Source organism: Herbaspirillum rubrisubalbicans, from assembly GCF_003719195.1.
Taxonomy (GTDB): domain Bacteria; phylum Pseudomonadota; class Gammaproteobacteria; order Burkholderiales; family Burkholderiaceae_D; genus Herbaspirillum; species Herbaspirillum rubrisubalbicans.
In genome coordinates this window covers 5,129,035-5,145,930 of sequence record NZ_CP024996.1, presented here as the reverse complement: position 1 = coordinate 5,145,930, position 16,896 = coordinate 5,129,035, and the positions used below count along the sequence as shown (strand labels likewise).

Sequence of the window (16,896 nt, the reverse complement as noted above, 5' to 3'; positions counted from 1 at the left end):
CAATACGGCCCATGCAACTGCAACTACCCGAACCAGGCGAGGACGCACAGGCCGCCTCGCAGACCCTCCAGCACCTGATCGCCGGCGAGATCGCCGCGGCCGGCGGCTGGATCTCCTTCGAACGTTACATGGAACTGGCCCTGTATGCGCCGCAAGTGGGCTACTACAGCGGCGGTTCGGCCAAACTGGGCAAAGAGGGGGATTTTACAACCGCGCCGGAAATCTCGCCCTTGTATGGCGCCACGCTGGCCCATCTGGCGGCCGAAGTGATCGCCGCCAGTCCCCAGGTGGCCAACGTATTGCTGGAGTTTGGCGCCGGCACCGGCAAGTTGGCGCATGACATCCTCACCGAATTGCAGGCGCGCGATGCCTTGCCCGAGACTTATTTCATCGTGGAAATCTCGGCGCAACTGCGCGCGCGGCAACAGGAAACCCTGGTGGCCTTCGCACCGAAAGTGCAGTGGCTCGATGCTTTGCCGGAAACTTTTTCCGGCGTGGTGGTGGGCAATGAAGTGCTGGACGCCATGCCGGTGCGCTTGGCCGTGAAGGCCGCCGAGGGCTGGCTGGAACGCGGCGTGGCGCTGGATGGCGCAGGGCAGCTGCGTTTCGAGGATCGCGCCGTGGCCGGGCTGCCACTGGCGCAGATTCCCGATGCCGAGGACTTGCCGTCGGGCTATCTCACCGAACTATCGCCGGTGGCCATCGGTTTCATGCGCACGCTGGGTCGCATGGTGGCCAATGGGCCGGGGGCGCTGGCGATCCTTCCAGATTACGGATTCCCCGCTGCGGAATACTATCTGTACGACCGCGACCAGGGCACGCTGATGTGCCACTACCGTCATCACGCCCATACCGATCCCTTCTACTGGCCGGGGTTGCAGGACATCACCGCCCACGTCGATTTCACGGCCATGGCCGTGGCCGCGGTGGAGCAGGGCGCCGAGGTGCTGGCCTATACCAGCCAGGGCGCCTTCCTGCTCAATGCTGGTATCGGCGAGCTGCTTCTGCGCACCTCGCCCGAGGACAGCGCACGTTACCTGCCGCTGGCCAACGGGATGCAGAAACTGATTTCTCCGGCTGAGATGGGCGAGCTCTTCAAGGTGCTGGCCATCGGCAAGCATGTCCAATGGCCAGCCCGGATGCTGCGCCACGACCGCACCCACAGGCTCTGAGGAGACGCCCTTGATACGCTGGATCATCGTCATCTTCCTGGCCGTCATCGTGTTCTCGACGCTGCTGCCCTGGCTGGAAAAGCTGGGCATCGGTCGCCTGCCGGGAGACTTGCGCTTCCGCCTGTTCGGCCGCATCTTTTCGCTGCCCTTCGCCTCGACCATCCTGATCTCGGTGGTGGTGTTCCTGCTGGCGAAGATTCTCTGAGTCCCACTAGGAGCCTGTGACATGCGCGTATTGCTGGTAGAAGACGATCCCATGGTGGGTGAAGCGGTGCGCAAGGGTTTGCGCCAGGATGGCTTTACCATCGATTGGGTGCAGGATGGCAAGTCGGCCGACGTGGCCTTGCGCACCGAGGACTATGCCATGCTGCTGCTGGACCTGGGCCTACCGCAGAAGGATGGACTGGCGGTGTTGCGCACCTTGCGCGAACGCGGCAACACCATCCCGGTGCTCATCACCACTGCCCGCGATGCGGTGGCAGATCGCGTGGCCGGGCTGGATGCGGGGGCTGACGATTACCTCATCAAGCCGTTCGACCTGGAGGAACTCTCGGCCCGGATGCGTGCCCTCTCGCGGCGCCAGGCCGGGCGTGCGGAAAGCCTGGTGCAGGTGCGCGAGGTGGTGTTGAATCCGGCCACCCATGAGGTCACCGTGGGCGGCAATCCGGTCAACCTGTCGGCGCGCGAGTTCGCCTTGCTGCAGGCCTTCATGGATCGACCTGGGGTAGTGCTCTCGCGCGCGCAACTGGAGGAAAAACTCTACGGTTGGGATGACAGCATCGAGAGCAATGCCGTCGAAGTCCACATCCATGCCCTGCGCAAGAAGGTCGGCAGCGACTTCATCAAGAACGTGCGCGGCGTCGGTTACCTGGTGCCGGCATGAAATCGATCCGCAACAAGCTGCTGTTGTGGCTGGGCCTGGGCTTGTTTTCCATCATCGTGCTGGCCGGTGTGGCGCTGTACTTCCAGGCACGTGGCGAGGCCAACCAGATCTTCGATTACCAGATGCGCCAGATCGCGGCTTCATTGCCACGCCAGGCTTTCTCGCCGATCTCGCCGGGGCAGCAATTCCCGGAACTGGAAGACGAGATCATGATGCAGATCTGGGATAGCCGCGGTGCGGTCATCTATCACTCGCACGCGCGCGGCGCCATGCCGCGCCAGGCTGAACTGGGCTTTGCCAATGTGAGTGGCCCCAATGGCATGTGGCGCGTCTACAGCGCCCAGATCGGCAGTACCGTGGTGCAGGTGGCGCAGCCGCAAAGCGCGCGCGATGAAATTGCGGCGCAGATGGCGGTCAAGACGGTGGTGCCTTTGCTGCTGCTGTTCCCCCTGATCGGCGTGCTGTCCTGGGTGGCCGTCAGCCGTGGCCTGGCGCCGGTGCGCAAGGCCGCCGCCGAAGTGGCCGCGCGTGACATGAATTCGCTGCAACCCCTGTCGGATGTGGGAATGCCGCAGGAAATCCAGCCCCTTACCCACGCCTTGAATGACCTGCTGGCGCGCCTGAAGCATTCCACCGAAACCCAGCGCGCCTTCGTGGCCGATGCTGCGCATGAATTGCGTACGCCGCTCACTGCATTGCGGTTGCAGGCGCAACTGGCCGAACGCGCCACCGATGAAGTCGAGCGCCGAGCCGCCTTTGCCGATCTCAAGAGCGGGCTGGAACGCGCCACTCACCTGGTGCACCAACTGCTCACGCTGGCCCGTCAGGAACCCGATGCCATGAACTTTGCCGAGGTCGATCTGCGTGCGCTGCTGGGCAGCGTGGTCGGCGATCTGTCCTCGGTGGCCGAGCATGGAAGTATCGATCTGGGTCTGTCGGACCAGGGCGACGATGGTCGCCCGCTGCGCGTGCAGGGCAATGCCGATGCCCTGCGCATCCTCTTCAACAACCTGGTGGACAATGCTTTGCGCTATACGCCGGCAGGCGGCGTGGTCGATGTGGGATTCGATTTATCCACACCCGGTGCTTGCACGGTGGTAATCCAGGACAGTGGGCCGGGCATTGCCGAGAGCGAGTTGCCGCGGGTGTTCGACCGCTTCTATCGGGCCCAGCGTGGGCACGACCAGGGCGGCTCGCGCGCCGCCTTCGGCAGCGGCCTGGGGCTGGCCATCGTGCGCCAGATCGCCGACCTGCATCGGGTGCCGGTGGGCTTGCGCAATACCGGTCATGGCTTGCAGGCCAGGGTGGAATTCCCCTTGCTGGCCGCCTCACGCCAGTCTGGACGGGATTAATCCTGGCTAAGTGCTTCTTTTTTTTGCCTTAAGTTTGTCTTAATTTTCACTGCTTAATCTTCACTCCAACGGTTGAGGCCAACAAGCCGCGCAAGCGCTGCAGCAGGGCCCCGACTATCGATATCCCGTTCGATCAAGGAGAAAAAGATGAGCCGTCGCATCATTTTTGTTCGTAACACTTTGGCCGTCATGATTGCCGCAGTGGTCGGCGGCAGCTATGTCTATTTTCGCGGTGCCGACCTGCCGTCGGCGCACGCGGCCGCGCTCAACGCCCCGCTGGTGGCGTCCAACTCCGCGCCCACTGCCCCGGCCGGACCGGTGGTGGCGGCGGCGACCGATTTCTCGGGCATCGTGCAGCGCTACGGCCCGGCCGTGGTCAACATCAGCGTCACCGGCAAGGCCCGCAAGGTGGCCGATGACGACGACAACGGCATGGATCCCAACGATCCCTTCTTCGAATTCTTCAAGCATTTCGGTCCGCAACTGCAGATGCCGCAGCAGCCGCGCATCATGCATGGTCTCGGTTCCGGTTTCATCATCTCCTCCGATGGCCTGATCCTGACCAACGCCCACGTGGTTGATGGCGCCCAGGAAGTGGTGGTCAAGCTGACCGACCGCCGCGAGTTCAAGGCCAAGGTGCTGGGTATCGACAAGCAGAGTGACATCGCCGTCATCCGCATCGATGCCAAGAACCTGCCGACGGTGCAGATTGGCGATCCTTCCAAGGTCAAGGTCGGCCAGCCGGTACTGGCCATCGGTTCGCCCTACGGCTTCGACAACACGGCCACGGCCGGTATCGTCAGCGCCAAGTCGCGCAGCCTGCCGGACGACAACTATGTGCCCTTCATCCAGACCGACGTGGCGGTCAACCCCGGTAACTCCGGTGGTCCGCTGTTCGATCTGAATGGTCAGGTGATCGGCATCAATTCGCAGATCTATAGCCAGACCGGTGGCTTCCAGGGCCTGTCGTTCTCGATCCCGATCGATGTGGCCATGAAGGTGGAGCAGCAACTGGTCACGCATGGCAAGGTGACCCGCGGTCGCCTGGGTGTCTCGGTGCAGGACTTGAACCAGGCCTTGTCCGAATCCTTCGGGTTGAAGAAGGCCGAAGGTGCGCTCGTCAGTTCGGTGGAAAAGGGCAGCCCGGCGGACAAGGCTGGCCTGGAAGCCGGTGACGTGATCCTGAGCTTCGATGGCCACGCCATCGACCATTCGGTCGACCTGCCCACGCTGGTGGGTGATACGGCACCGGGCAGTACCAAGCCGATGCAAGTCATGCGCGCTGGCAAGGTCCGCACCATCAATGTCACCGTGGGTGAGATGAAGCAGGCCAAGAGTGATGCCAAGACGGGCAAGTCCGATGACCAGGGCCGTCTGGGGCTGGCAGTGCGCCCGCTGAACAAGGATGAACAAGCCCAGTTGGGTGGTCAGAAAGGCTTGCTGGTGGAAGACGCCAGTGGTCCGGCAGCCGTGGCTGGCATCCAGAGCGGCGATGTGATCCTGGCACTCAATGGCACACCCGTGACCAGCGTGGCCCAGTTGCGCAAGCTGGCCAGCGAGGCCGGCAAGAACGTGGCGCTGCTGGTGGAACGTGGTGACGAAAAGATCTTCGTGCCGTTGGCGCTGAATTGAGATGCATGATCGACGCCTCAGTACCGTTGAGCAAGGTTTAGCAGTGAGTAGTACCGGTGAGCAGTAAGCAGTGAGTAGTAAGTGGTAAGCAGTAAGCAGTGAGGGATTTGGCCGGATATGCGCAAGCGTGTCCGGCCTTTTTTTATTCTGTCGTGGGTGGTGCAGATGTGGGTGAGGACGGTGGTGGCTCGCCACGCCACTGGTCATGGGCATGATCGCGTTGCATGGCTTCGCGGTCGCCGGCGAACATGGCCTGCAATTCTTCGCGTGCCTGCACGGCCATCGATACCATCTGCGCCTGGTCCTTGTAGTGCGGGTAGAGCGCGGCCAGCGTCTTGAGATTGTGGGCGCGGAATTTCATGGCCGCCTCGCGCGCCCGATAGGCGCCGAAGTCCAGTTGCTGCAAGACCTGGCGCCCCATGTGCAGGGCGCTTTCGAAGGTCTCGCGTTCCAATATCGTCACGCCACGGTCCATCAGGTCGTAGTAGTGCGTGACATTGCGGGCACGCGCGGCGATCTGCAGGTGCGGGAATTCCTCGCGCACCTTGTCCACCATCTCCAGGGCGGCTTGCGCATCATCGATGGCGATCACCAGCACGCGGGCCTTGTCAGCCCCGGCCGTGCGCAACAGATCGATGCGGGTGGCGTCGCCATAGAACACCTTGAAGCCGAACTTGCGCAGGAAATCGATCTGGTCAGGATCGTGATCCAGCACGGTGGCACTGATGTCGTTGGCCGCCAGCAGGCGCCCGATGATCTGGCCGAAGCGGCCGAAGCCGGCGATGATCACGGCATTGTCCTGCGGGCCGATCCGGTCTTCCGGCCGGCGCTTGCCGCCTTCCAGCCAGCGCACCAGCAGGCGGTCATGCACCAGCAACAGCAGCGGCGTGACCAGCATCGACAGGGCCACGACCACCACCAGCAGGGAAGAGATTTCGGGCGTCAAGACCTTGGCCGTGACCGCCGCGCCGAAGACGATGAAGGCGAATTCTCCGCCCTGGGAGAGCAGGAAGGCGAAGAACAATTGCTGCCCGCGCGGGATGCCGAAGCAGCGGCCGAGGAACCACATCACGGTGGTCTTGATGGCCAAAAATCCGATCACCAGCCCGATGATGCGCCACGGCTGCGCCAGGAATACGCCGAAGTCCACCGACATGCCCACGGCAATGAAGAACAATCCCAGCAGCAGGCCCTTGAAGGGTTCCAGGTCGCTTTCCAGGGCGTGGCGATATTCGGAATCGGCCAGCAGTACCCCGGCCAGGAAGGTGCCCAGGGCCATCGACATGCCTACCGATTGCATCAGCAGGCAGGTGGAAATGACCAGCAGCAGCGCGAAGGCGGTGAAGATTTCGCGCATGTCGGTCTTGGCGATGATGCGCAGGATGGGGCGCATCAGTACGCGGCCACCGAAGATCAGCAAGGCGATCACCAGCGCTACCTGGCCCGCATGGAGCCAGCCCTGGCCGCTGCCCTGGCTGGCGGCCACGCCCAGTAGCGGTACGGCGGCCATCATCGGGATGGCGGCAATGTCCTGGAACAGCAGGATGGAGAAGCCCGCCGCCCCGGCCGGGGTGGCCGTGAGCTTGCGCTCGCCCAGTGTGGCCAGGGCGATGGCGGTGGAGGACAGCGACATGCCCAGCGCGGCAATCAAACCGATGCGCCAGGGTACGCCCGCTGCCAGTGCGGCAGCAAACAGTGCCAGCGAGACCGCGCCGACCTGCACGCTGCCCCAGCCGAAGATGGAGCGGCGCAAGGCCCACAGGCGCTTGGGGTCCAGTTCCAGGCCGATCAGGAACAGCAGCAGCACCACGCCGAATTCCGAAAATTCGAGGATGTGCTTGACCTCGGTAATGAGGCCCAGTCCCCACGGCCCGATGACGATGCCGGCCAGCAGGTAGCCCAGCACCGCGCCCAGTCCCAGGCGTTTGGCGAGGGGGACTGCCGCCACTGCGGCGAGCAGGTAGACCAGGGCGATCAGCAGTTGTTCATCCATGGCTCAGTCCAGTGGTGAAGGGGAGACGCGCGGCGCGCTGGTGGAAGTCATGCCTCATGCCTGCAAGCCCTCCAGGTAGCGTTGTACGTGGTGCTGGAACTCCACCGGTGGCACATGATGGGCGCCATGCAGGATCAGTGGTTCCACCCAGCTCATGCCGCACAGGCGCGCGGTCTGCTGGTAGGGTGGCAGGAAGTCGGCGAAGGGATGGCCGTGGCGACCGTCGCTACGGTAGGAGGCATCCTCGCCACCGGTGGAGGCCACCAGCCAGAAGCGCTTGCCGTGCAAGGCATGACCGTCGTGGCCGAAGGCCCAGCCGCGCGCCAGCACCTGATCCAGCCATTGCTTTTGCAGGGCCGGCATGGAGTACCAGTGGATGGGATGCTGCATCACGATCAGTTCGGCCTGGGTGAGCAATTGCTGTTCGTGTTCGACGTCGATGTGGAAATCCGGGTAGCGTTCGTAGAGATCGTGGATCTGCACCTCGGGCAGGCGGGCCGCAGCTTGCAGCATCAGGCGATTGGTGCGCGAGAGCTCGGCGGCGGGATGGGCGTAGAGGATCAAGACCTTGGGCATGGTGGCGGCACGGTTGATGGTGGTGATGGCGGCGCAGGCCGTCGCACGGTCCCGGTGAAATTGCGCGGAACATGCGCGGCATTTGCGTTGTCTGCCTATGCAAGGCAAGGGAGTGTGCCACGAAAGCATCCTGGCGGCTTGGATGAAACTGCTCGCCATCGAGCTACTTGCATGGCCCTGCGGCGGGTGTCCAAAGCTGGGCAATACGCTTATACTCAGCCACTCCCTGGGCCCGTCGCGTCATTGTCGAGTTGCGTGCCGACGCTCACACTCGCCGCAGTTCATCCATCCTCTTCACTTATTGCAGCCATGTCCGACATCCAAGATTCCGAAGCCAACCTGCCGCCAGACCGCACCTCGACGAGTACCGCCTCGGGCGCGGCCAAGCCCGTATCGGCCGACGCCTCCGGGGCAGCGGCGGCCTCCCAGAATCCGGTGCAGCCGCAGGTCAGTACTGACCATGCTGTGACCCCGGTGCAGCCTGGTCCCGGCGCCCAGCCGGCTGGCGAAGCCACCCAGGCACAGGCCCATGCACAGGCCTCCCCTCAGGCACAGCAAAGCCCGTATTCCTCGCTGCCCCCGCCGCCGCATCATGCCGGCGACGCCCCCTGGGCGCAGACCTGGCGCTTCCTCGCTGCGCGCTTACGTCAGATGTCTGACAAGGCCGGGCGTCGGGTCATGCAACGCACCCTGAAGATCGGTGTGTCGGCCCGCATCTTCCACCCGGAAAGCGGGGCCAAGGGCTTGCGCAGCAAGACCCTGCAATACCTGGAAGAATCGATTGCGCAATGGGTCATGTCGCGCGACGTGCTGGTGTTCATGATCCCCACCGTCAATACCAATGGTCTGGTCCACCCCAGCAATATCCGTCTGCGCGACTATGCCAAGCATCTCGATGGCCTGGTGCTGCAGGGTGGGGCCGACGTTTCCCCGCAGAGCTATGCGCAGGCCGCCACCCGTCCCGAATGGAGCGGCGACCGCGTGCGCGACATGTATGAACTGGAACTGCTGCATGAATTCATCGAGGCCGGCAAGCCGGTGCTGGGCATCTGCCGCGGTTGCCAACTGATCAACGTGGCCTTCGGTGGTACGCTCTATCAGGACATCGCCAGCGATGTGCCCACCGCCATCCCGCACGTCAACGAGCAATACGACAGCAATTACCACGCGCTGCATTTCCCGCAGGGTTCGTCGCTGGCGGGCATGGTCAAGACTGAGAATGCCATGGTCAATTCCATCCACCACCAGGCCGTGCGCGACCTGGGGCGGGACTTGTCGGTGGAGGCGGTGTCGGGCCCGGACCAGATCGTGGAAGCCATTCGCTATCGCAAGGCGCCCTTCGTGATGGGCCTGCAATGGCACCCGGAATTCCACCGCGCCGGCGGCGCCGAGCTGCTCGATTGCACGCCCATTCTCGACAGTTTCCTGAGGGCAGCGCGCGAAACCCGCTTCTGATTGGCTGGAACCTAAGGCCGGGAGCGTCATCGAACCCTCTTTGCGCTGGCGCAAGCCAGCTGCAAAGCCCTTGCAGCACGGCTGTATTGCGCTATCCGCCTGGCGGCGGACTCTGTAGAATCAAAAAGTCGTCGCAACGCAGCAAAGACCAGCCCGCACGCTGGGCTGCGTTCAGGGAGCGGCGACTTGCTTGTCTTTTCCATCATCGGCAAAAAGGAGAATTTAAATGCCCCAATCCCCCGCACTGAAGACCGTTCGCAACGATATGAAGACTCTGGTCAAGGACGCCCAGGCATTGTTCGCCGAAGCCGCCGCTGCCACCGGTGAAAAGGCCGATGAGCTGCGCGCACGCGGCCTGACCCTGCTGGAAGCCGCGGCCGAAGCCGCCCAGAGCGCCCAGGCTGCCGCCATCGAAAAGGGCAAGGAAGTGGCCGCCAAGACCGACGACTACGTCCACGAAAACCCGTGGCGCGCCGTGGCCATCTCGGCCGGCCTGGGCCTGCTGGTGGGCCTGGTCATCGGCCGCAGCAAGTAAGCGCCGCGTCGATGGCGACTTCCCGCAAGCAAGACCAGGCCGCGCCTGCCGCCCACGCCAATCCGGGCTTGACGGCGGGCCTGCTGGGCCTGGCCAAGAACCTGCTGGGCTTAATCATCAGCCGCATCGAGCTGGCCTCGCTGGAGATGTCGGAAATCGGTGCCAACCTGGTCCGATTTGCCGTCATCTTCGTGCTGGCGGCGGTGGCGCTGTGGTTTGCCATCGCCTTCTGGTCGGTGTTGATCGTCATGCTGGCCTGGGATACCTGGGGCTGGAAGATCCTGGCCTTGCTGGGTTTCATCTTCAGCGTGGCCACGGCAGGACTGGTGTGGTACGCCCGCTCGGTACTGTTGCAAGGCAAGCTGTCGCTGCCGCAGACCATGGGTGAGCTGCGCAAGGACCGCGATGCGCTGTTGTGATGGACAATTTCAGTGAGGATCGCATGACAGACCCGGATCACGGCATGACCCACGAGGAACGCAAGCGCAAGGTGCTGGCGCAAGGTGCGCTGTACCGGCTGGGCGTGATGGAAGCGCGCGAAGTGGTGCGCGAAAACCTCAGTGCCGAGTCGCTGGCCAAGGGCGCCTTGAGCCGCGTGGGCCATTTTGCGGTCTCGCTGTTCGGTGGCGGCAAGACGGTGCAGTCGATCAAATCCCTCAGCGCCGGCGGCCTGGGCAGCGTCAATCTGCAGACGGTCATGCCGCTGCTGATGACGGGCGCCTCGCTGCTGTCGCGCCGCTGGTTGCGCAAGCCCATGCTGTTGGGTGGCGTGATGGCGGCGGTGGGTGGGTTGGCGTACTACTTCAGCCAGCGTGGTAACGCGCCGGAAGAGGTGGATATGAAGGAAAATTCGCTGCCCCCCGACTGATGGGGGCTGGCGCGGCCGCCGATGGGATCGTATGAAGTTTTCTGCAAAGGCATCCGGGTTCCGGGTGCCTTTGTTGCATATAGACCAAGCGCGACAGGAACATATTGGCCAGATCGCGTTCTCAAGGACACCGGCCCATGGCCTGGACAACAAGACTGACAAGGCAAGAAAGGACATGACATGAAAAAACTCTCCATTGCAGCAATCGCCGGCGTACTGGCGCTCTCCGGCTGTGCCGACATGAGCCCGACGCAACGTGGCACGGCCACCGGCGCCGGTATCGGTGCCGGTATCGGCGGCATCATCGGCGCGGCCACCGGTGGCGGCGGTGGCGGCCGCGCACTGGGAGGTGCGGCCATCGGCGGCGCCATTGGCGCGGTGGCCGGCAACATCTGGTCCAACCGTATGGAAAACCAGAAGCGCGCCATGGAACAGGCGACCCAAGGCACGGGCGTGCAAGTCACCCAGACCGCCGACAACCGCCTGAAGCTGGAAATCCCCAGCGACATTTCCTTCGATACGGGGCGTGCCGACATCAAGCCTGAAATGCGACCGGTGCTGGACCGCTTCGCTGCCACCCTGGTGGAGAATCCGGCCACCACCGTCACCATCGTCGGCCACACCGACAATACCGGCAGCGATGCCATCAACGACCCGCTGTCGCAAGAGCGTGCCGCCCGCACTCGCGATTACCTGACCTCGCGCGGCGTGGCCGCCAACCGCTTCACCATCATGGGTCGTGGCTCGCATGAACCGCTGGTGCCCAACACCAGCGACGCCAACCGCGCCAAGAACCGTCGCGTGGAAATCTTCGTGGCCGAGCAACAGGCAGCAGCGCCGGCCCAGCAGCCTCCGGGTGGCTATGCGCCGGGCGGTTATCCCCCGCCGCAGCGTTATTGAGTTGCGTGTCGCCAGAAATGAAAAAATCCCCGAATCCGATTCGGGGATTTTTTTGTCTGTGCCGCAACAACCGGCCCAGCAATGGCAGCGATTACTTGGCTGCGGCGTCGGCGGCAGGAGCCTTGGCTTCCGGTTCCTTGAAGGAGGCGCCGGACTGGTTGGCCATGTAGGCCACGGTACGCTGGATCTCCACATCGTCCAGGTCAGGGTTGCCGCCCTTGGCCGGCATGGCGCGCAGGCCGTTGATGGCGTGCGAGACCAGGGTGTCATAGCCTTGCGCGATGCGCGCCTGCCAGGCAGCAGCGTCGCCCACCTTGGGGGCGCCGGCTACGCCAGCGCCATGGCAGGCGGCACAGGTGGTCTTGTAGACTTCTTCACCGGAGAGCAGTTGTTTGGGACCGGCGGCATCACGGAAGGTGAAGCCTTCGTCGGAGACGGGTTTGATGCGGGCCGCGATCATCTCGGGCGTCTGGCTATCGGAGCCGGCCCCGGTTTTCTGGCCATTGGTCACGTACTGCACCAGCAGCACGATGCACACGATGGGGACCATAAAACCTGCGACCACGGCTGCGATCAATTGTTTGGGAGTCCTGATTGCTGACTCGTGTTCATGCTGAGCTGAGCTCATTGGCGTCCCTCCGTAATGATTCCTCGAAATTGGGGCGGAAAACGTCGGTTCCCTTTGTATCGCCTTATCGCCTGGCATTGCGTGGACTAGGATCAGGCAGGGCTTTCATTGCGCTCTCTCGCCGAACTCTTGATTATAGTCACAATGCTTTCCGTTTGACACGGAAAAACCGCCGCCACCATGGACGTCCCGCTGGAAAGACGGTATCCTTCAGGCCTTTCCGGGGTTCTCCCCATCAGCGCGGCTGTAGCTCAGTGGATAGAGTATTGGCCTCCGAAGCCAAGGGTCGTGGGTTCGATCCCCGCCAGCCGCGCCACTTCTTACCGACCTACCAATCCAGCGCCACGCCAGATACAAAATTGTAAAAACAGCAACGTATTCTGCTGGGAAACAGTATGGGGGCGTTGTGAGATGGATACTTTGCGCGATATCAATTACGGACGATGGATAGGGTCTTTTGTTCGTGATTCTCTAGGTTCACGACAATGACGAAGGGTCCTATGACCGTGTGGCGGCCTTCAGCCGGCTGTGGAAGGCGGCTCAGTTGGAGAGGGACAAATTAACATTGGTCTAGGCTGCACGTCGAAACAGTGGCTCAGCGGCGCCGACAAACATCCCCTCTGCTGCCCTTGCCACCCGAGGCATCAAATCTGATCAGCCAACTCCTGCATCAGATCACTTGCCGACAAAGGAATATTGCCGACGCGACTGACCTGGCAGGCAGCGGCAATCGATCCCAGATACATGCTTTGCCAGATGTCTGCGCCCACCGTCATGGCCATCGAGGTGCAGGTGAGGAAGCTGTCGCCGGCCCCGGCGGTGTCCTTGGGCGAACTATTGAAGGCCGGCAAGCGGTCGGTGAGCCAAGCCAATTCTCCTTCCGACTGGGCGTGCGCCAGGATACCTTCTGCCCCCAGAGTCAGAATGATGTTTTCTGCCTGCGAACGTTGGCGCAGTTTCTCGGCCAGGACGACCAGGCCGGAACTGTAGTCCCGTACGGCCAATCGTGCTTCGCGTTCGGTTGGGGTGAGCAGCATGGCGCCCTTGAAGCGGGAGACATCGCCCATCTGCGACGATGACTGGCTGTCGGCAACAAAGGGAATCCCGCGTTCGGTGCAGGCAGCAACCAGTTGGTCCACCACCACCTGTGGCAGACAGCCGTAATTGAAATCGGAAAAAATCACCAGGTCGCAGGCATCCAGCTTGGCCTTGACCGCATCGACGAAGCGTTGGGCCAGACGCTGTTCAATGTCGTGCTGGCGCAGGTGACTCACGCGCAGCAGGGTTTTGCCGGCAGCGCGGAAGCGTTGCTTGAGCGTAGTTGGCCGACTCTCATCCTCGAAGATGGTGGCAGTGACCTTATATTCACTGAGTTTTTCGCGAGCGAAGTCGGCGGCGGCATCCTTGCCTGCTACCGAGAAGTAATTGACCTGCGCCCCGAGCGTGCGGGCATGTGAGGCCACGATACCGGCACCGCCGATGAAGCGTTCCAGCAGAATCGGGGTAACCACCAGGGTCGGATCTTCCTGCGACATGCCCAGCGCTTCGCAACTGACATATTCATCCACGATCAGGTCGCCCAGCACCGCCACCCGCAGGCCTTTGAATTTTTCCATGGTCTGGCGCAAATCCTTCATCGTCAACGCATGACGTTCAGGATAATCGCGCGGCAACACGATGGAAGACAGGTTGGGCTCCAGGATGTCGCGCTTGAGCAGATCAATCGAGGAAAAGCGCATCTCGCCGGAACTGAACATGAGCTTGCCGCCATATTCATCCACGGCAGCTTGTTCCGGATTGAATCGGGTTTCATGTTCGTCACCCTTGACCACGATGCTGGGTTTGAGCGCACGAATGATCTCTTCGGGCGACGAGGTCATCACGAAGGCATGATCGACGAAACTGATTGCGGTAATGCCGTCAAAACGTAGTTGGGCCGGAAGCAGAGCACCGGGGACATGGTCGCCCGCTACGCCGACGACCAGGAAATCACCGCACTCGGAGGCGAACTTGAGCAAGCGCAAGTGGCCGGGGTGCACGGTATTGAAGTTGCCCGCAACGAAGACGATGCGCGCGTCCTTGCCTGCCAAGGCCCTGGCCTTATTGATTTCTGCGATGTCAGTGGTAGACGAACTGTCCAATTGATCCTCCGATGCCTTGCCTCATCCGGTCCATTGCCGGGCGGCTTCTGTGTGCTGATGATGCTGTCAGTGTTGAGGGAAATCCCTGATGATCGATTCATGGCTGCGCAAGGTCAGGCCGCCATCGACCACGATGTTCTGGCCGGTGATATAGCTACTCTGCGCCCCGGTCAGGAACAGGATGGCGTTGATGATGTCTTGCGAGGAGCCAGCACGACGTAACGGTATGAAGTGTTCGAAGCGGTCCGTGATCCAGCTGTTCTGGCGGTAATACTCCTGGGCTGCTTCCTTGATGACCACGCAGGGCGACACGACATTGACACGCAACCCCAGCGGCCCCAACTGCAAGGCATAAAAGCGCGCCAGTTGTACCAGTCCGGCCTTGCTGACGTGATAGCCCAGATCCTGCTCGGGGGCGATGTAGTGGTCCGCAATCGAACTGACCATGACGATGCCATTGCCCTGCGCGCTACCGCTGAAATGTTTCCGTGCAACCAGATGGTCAATGGTGGCGCGGGTGGCTGTGAGTGCCACTGCAAGGTCGGTTTCGAAGGCATCGTCACTGGCCCGGTGGCGCTGCATGAAGACGGCACTATCGATCTTGCCCTGGCCGGCTACGCACGCGTCCAGAGCTGTATGCAAGGCGACGGTATCGGTCACATCCACCGGCAGCCATGTCAGCAGCGGTGACGGCGGCAGTGCGCAAGCGCTGCGCGCCAGCACCGAGACGCGCTGCCCGTCTGCCAGCAGATGTTCTACCAATGCCAGGCCGGTCCCTTTGCTGCCGCCGACGACCAGGTAATGTGATTCACCCATTTCAGACGATTCTGAAGGTGGGGACGGGCACGATGAAATGCCCTCCCTGGTCGAGGTAAGCCTGATGTTTCTGGATGAAAGGATCGGCGAAACGCCATGCCAGCACCAGCACGTAATCTGGCTTGCGCTCATAGATCGCTGAGGACGGCAGCACCGGCAGATGCCAGCCAGGGCTATATCGTCCCTGCTTGGCCTGGTTGTCATCGACCAGATAGTCGAGGTATTGCCCCAGCTCGAAATGGTAGATCAGCGTGGTGCCGGTGATGGAGGCGCCGAAGCCCGCCACGGTCTTGTTCTCGGCCTTGGCCTGGCGCAGGAAGGAGAGGGTCTGCTGCTTCAAGCTGTCGATCTTGGCCGCGTAGGCAACATAAGTTTCCTTGCGGTAGATGCCCTTGCTTTGTTCCTCATCCAGCAACTGCTGAACCGAGCCGTCTTTTTGTATCGGGCCATTGGGACGCTGGACGAAATAGCGTAGCGAACCACCCTTGGTGGCCACGCGTTCGATGGCGGTCAGTTCCAGCCCGACCCGTTCGAACAGCGCCTGGATCGGGCGTACCGAGAACGATGACAGATGTTCGTGATAGAGGAAATCGAACACCATGTTCTCGATCAGGTCGGCCAGGTAATAGCTCTCGAAGATGAATACCCCATCCTCGGCCAGCAAGGTGTTGATGCCGTCGACCCAGGAGCCCAGATCATCAATATTGGCAAACACATTGTTGGCCGTAATCACGCGTGCCGGCCCCTGCGAGGCCAGGATCTCCTTGGCCAGATCTCGTTCGAAGAACTTGCCGATGGTCGGGATGCCGCTGGCCGTGGCTTGTTGCGCGATATGCGCGGCAAATTCCACCCCCAGCACATCCATGCCCAGTGCCTGGAACGAGCGCAGCAGGGTGCCGTCATTGGAACCCAGGTCCATCACCCGCGAACCTGGTGCGAGCTTGCAACGCTGCACCACGCTTTGTGCATAGGCGTGGAAGTGGCTATTGAGGCCCACGGAACTTTGGGTCACATAGATATAGTTGTTATAGAGGATTTCCGGATCGATGATGTCGGTAATCTGCGCCAGGCCGCACTGGCCACACATGAACAGATCGATGGGATAGCTGGGCTGAGTCTGGCCCACACGCTCCTGGGTGACATAGTCGTCGCCGATAGGCGTAGGCTTCAAGGCGAACACCAGATCAAGATCGTGGCTGCCGCAGGCACGGCAGGTAGTGCGGCGATGGATGATTTGTTTCATTGCTTTTCCGTGGCAGATTTGATTCTTTGTTCCAGTTCCCCAACGTAACGCTCGGCCAGCGCGGCATCACTGCCATCCGGCGCCCAATCGGGGAAGACAGTGGCATTCGGGAGGAAGGGGCCATTGGTGACTTCGTGGAAGACCAGGACGTCGGAGCGGATGATCAGGGTGTGGAAGATGGGGCGGTCCACGCGCTCATAGAATGGCAGTCCCGAAGCGTAATCGCCCATTTCTATGATCTGCGTGACCGCACCTGCATCGTCCATCATGACCAGATCGACGCGACCGGAGATCACGTGCATCGATTCCGACTTGCCTGGATGCTTGTGGGGGCGCACATAGGCACTGGGCCCCTGGATGACGATGAGCATCTCATGCAGGCTATCCTCAAGACTGTCATGCGCACACAGGCGTACCCGCTGGCGCGCATTGCTGGCAGATAGCTGCTCCAGGTGGAGTATGTCCGCGCGAGAGGCGGTCACGACTTCCATGTCCGAATAGATGACTTCGGGATTCTGGAAGCGATATTGGCGCAGATCCGGATTCATGTCCCTTTCAATACAGCAAAAATGACAGCAAGAAGAGGTGGCTACCCGCCTGCCGGTGTGGCAGGCAATTGGGCAAGAATATCACCCGTTTTTGCCTCGCCATCCGCGAAACGGCCCCGCAAATACCCGCCAAATATTCGTTTTGCAGCACCTG

General features: G+C 62.0%; 17 protein-coding genes and 1 tRNA gene. 11 read left to right on the top strand and 7 right to left on the bottom strand.

What is annotated here, in order from left to right:
- Positions 1-11: 11 nt before the first annotated feature.
- From RC54_RS22960 to RC54_RS22940, 5 genes are all read left to right on the top strand, one after another.
- Positions 12-1,172, top strand: coding sequence for a class I SAM-dependent methyltransferase (locus tag RC54_RS22960; RefSeq protein ID WP_061789386.1), 1,161 nt, complete (start codon positions 12-14; stop codon positions 1,170-1,172).
- 10 nt (positions 1,173-1,182) lie between these two features.
- Positions 1,183-1,377: a DUF2905 domain-containing protein gene (locus RC54_RS22955; RefSeq protein ID WP_017449856.1), complete on the top strand. Its 195-nt coding sequence runs from the start codon at positions 1,183-1,185 to the stop codon at positions 1,375-1,377.
- A 21-nt stretch (positions 1,378-1,398) separates the two neighbouring features.
- Positions 1,399-2,055, top strand: a complete 657-nt coding sequence (locus RC54_RS22950; protein ID WP_017449855.1) for a response regulator — start codon at positions 1,399-1,401, stop codon at positions 2,053-2,055.
- Positions 2,052-3,407 carry an ATP-binding protein gene (locus tag RC54_RS22945; protein ID WP_061789387.1) on the top strand — a complete coding sequence of 452 codons (1,356 nt, stop codon included), beginning with the start codon at positions 2,052-2,054 and terminating at the stop codon, positions 3,405-3,407. Before RC54_RS22950 ends, RC54_RS22945 begins: the two co-directional genes overlap by 4 nt.
- 147 nt (positions 3,408-3,554) lie before the next feature.
- Positions 3,555-5,039: a DegQ family serine endoprotease gene (locus tag RC54_RS22940; RefSeq protein WP_058897076.1), complete on the top strand. Its 1,485-nt coding sequence runs from the start codon at positions 3,555-3,557 to the stop codon at positions 5,037-5,039.
- 142 nt (positions 5,040-5,181) lie between these two features.
- Here RC54_RS22940 and kefC read toward each other — a convergent pair whose 3' ends face one another.
- Together kefC and kefF are read right to left on the bottom strand one after the other, a co-directional pair.
- Complete coding sequence (kefC, locus tag RC54_RS22935; RefSeq protein ID WP_061789388.1) at positions 5,182-7,032, bottom strand: glutathione-regulated potassium-efflux system protein KefC; 1,851 nt, start codon at positions 7,030-7,032, stop codon at positions 5,182-5,184.
- 54 nt (positions 7,033-7,086) lie between these two features.
- A complete protein-coding gene (gene kefF, locus RC54_RS22930; protein WP_058897074.1) occupies positions 7,087-7,608 on the bottom strand; it encodes a glutathione-regulated potassium-efflux system oxidoreductase KefF in 522 nt (173 codons plus the stop codon).
- A 309-nt stretch (positions 7,609-7,917) separates the two neighbouring features.
- On the opposite strand from kefF, the gene RC54_RS22925 reads away from it, so the two are divergent.
- From RC54_RS22925 to RC54_RS22905, 5 genes are all read left to right on the top strand, one after another.
- Entirely contained in the window at positions 7,918-9,063 is a 1,146-nt protein-coding gene (locus RC54_RS22925; RefSeq protein ID WP_061789389.1) for a gamma-glutamyl-gamma-aminobutyrate hydrolase family protein, read from the top strand.
- Positions 9,064-9,289: 226 nt separating this feature from the next.
- Entirely contained in the window at positions 9,290-9,598 is a 309-nt protein-coding gene (locus RC54_RS22920; RefSeq protein ID WP_013236311.1) for an ElaB/YgaM/YqjD family protein, read from the top strand.
- An 11-nt stretch (positions 9,599-9,609) separates the two neighbouring features.
- Complete coding sequence (locus tag RC54_RS22915; RefSeq protein ID WP_044529420.1) at positions 9,610-10,017, top strand: phage holin family protein; 408 nt, start codon at positions 9,610-9,612, stop codon at positions 10,015-10,017.
- A 23-nt stretch (positions 10,018-10,040) separates the two neighbouring features.
- A complete protein-coding gene (locus RC54_RS22910; RefSeq protein ID WP_231738816.1) occupies positions 10,041-10,466 on the top strand; it encodes a hypothetical protein in 426 nt (141 codons plus the stop codon).
- A 180-nt stretch (positions 10,467-10,646) separates the two neighbouring features.
- Positions 10,647-11,366, top strand: coding sequence for a YiaD family glycine zipper/OmpA-like lipoprotein (locus RC54_RS22905; protein WP_058897071.1), 720 nt, complete (start codon positions 10,647-10,649; stop codon positions 11,364-11,366).
- 91 nt (positions 11,367-11,457) lie between these two features.
- On the opposite strand, the gene RC54_RS22900 is transcribed toward RC54_RS22905, so the two are convergent.
- Positions 11,458-11,994, bottom strand: a complete 537-nt coding sequence (locus tag RC54_RS22900; protein ID WP_017449845.1) for a c-type cytochrome — start codon at positions 11,992-11,994, stop codon at positions 11,458-11,460.
- Between the two features lie 240 nt (positions 11,995-12,234).
- On the opposite strand from RC54_RS22900, the gene RC54_RS22895 reads away from it, so the two are divergent.
- Positions 12,235-12,310: transfer RNA gene (locus RC54_RS22895), tRNA-Arg, on the top strand.
- A gap of 328 nt (positions 12,311-12,638) precedes the next feature.
- Here RC54_RS22895 and RC54_RS22890 read toward each other — a convergent pair.
- The 4 genes from RC54_RS22890 to RC54_RS22875 all read right to left on the bottom strand — a co-directional run bounded on the left by RC54_RS22890 (position 12,639) and on the right by RC54_RS22875 (position 16,742).
- Positions 12,639-14,084 (bottom strand): PfkB family carbohydrate kinase, encoded by a 1,446-nt coding sequence (locus RC54_RS22890; RefSeq protein ID WP_231738814.1) that lies wholly within the window; start codon positions 14,082-14,084, stop codon positions 12,639-12,641.
- A 117-nt stretch (positions 14,085-14,201) separates the two neighbouring features.
- Positions 14,202-14,951, bottom strand: coding sequence for an SDR family NAD(P)-dependent oxidoreductase (locus RC54_RS22885; RefSeq protein ID WP_058897069.1), 750 nt, complete (start codon positions 14,949-14,951; stop codon positions 14,202-14,204).
- 1 nt (position 14,952) lies between these two features.
- Positions 14,953-16,194 (bottom strand): class I SAM-dependent methyltransferase, encoded by a 1,242-nt coding sequence (locus RC54_RS22880; RefSeq protein ID WP_058897068.1) that lies wholly within the window; start codon positions 16,192-16,194, stop codon positions 14,953-14,955.
- Positions 16,191-16,742 (bottom strand): WbuC family cupin fold metalloprotein, encoded by a 552-nt coding sequence (locus tag RC54_RS22875; RefSeq protein ID WP_044530486.1) that lies wholly within the window; start codon positions 16,740-16,742, stop codon positions 16,191-16,193. Before RC54_RS22875 ends, RC54_RS22880 begins: the two co-directional genes overlap by 4 nt.
- Between the last annotated feature and the right edge of the window lie 154 nt (positions 16,743-16,896).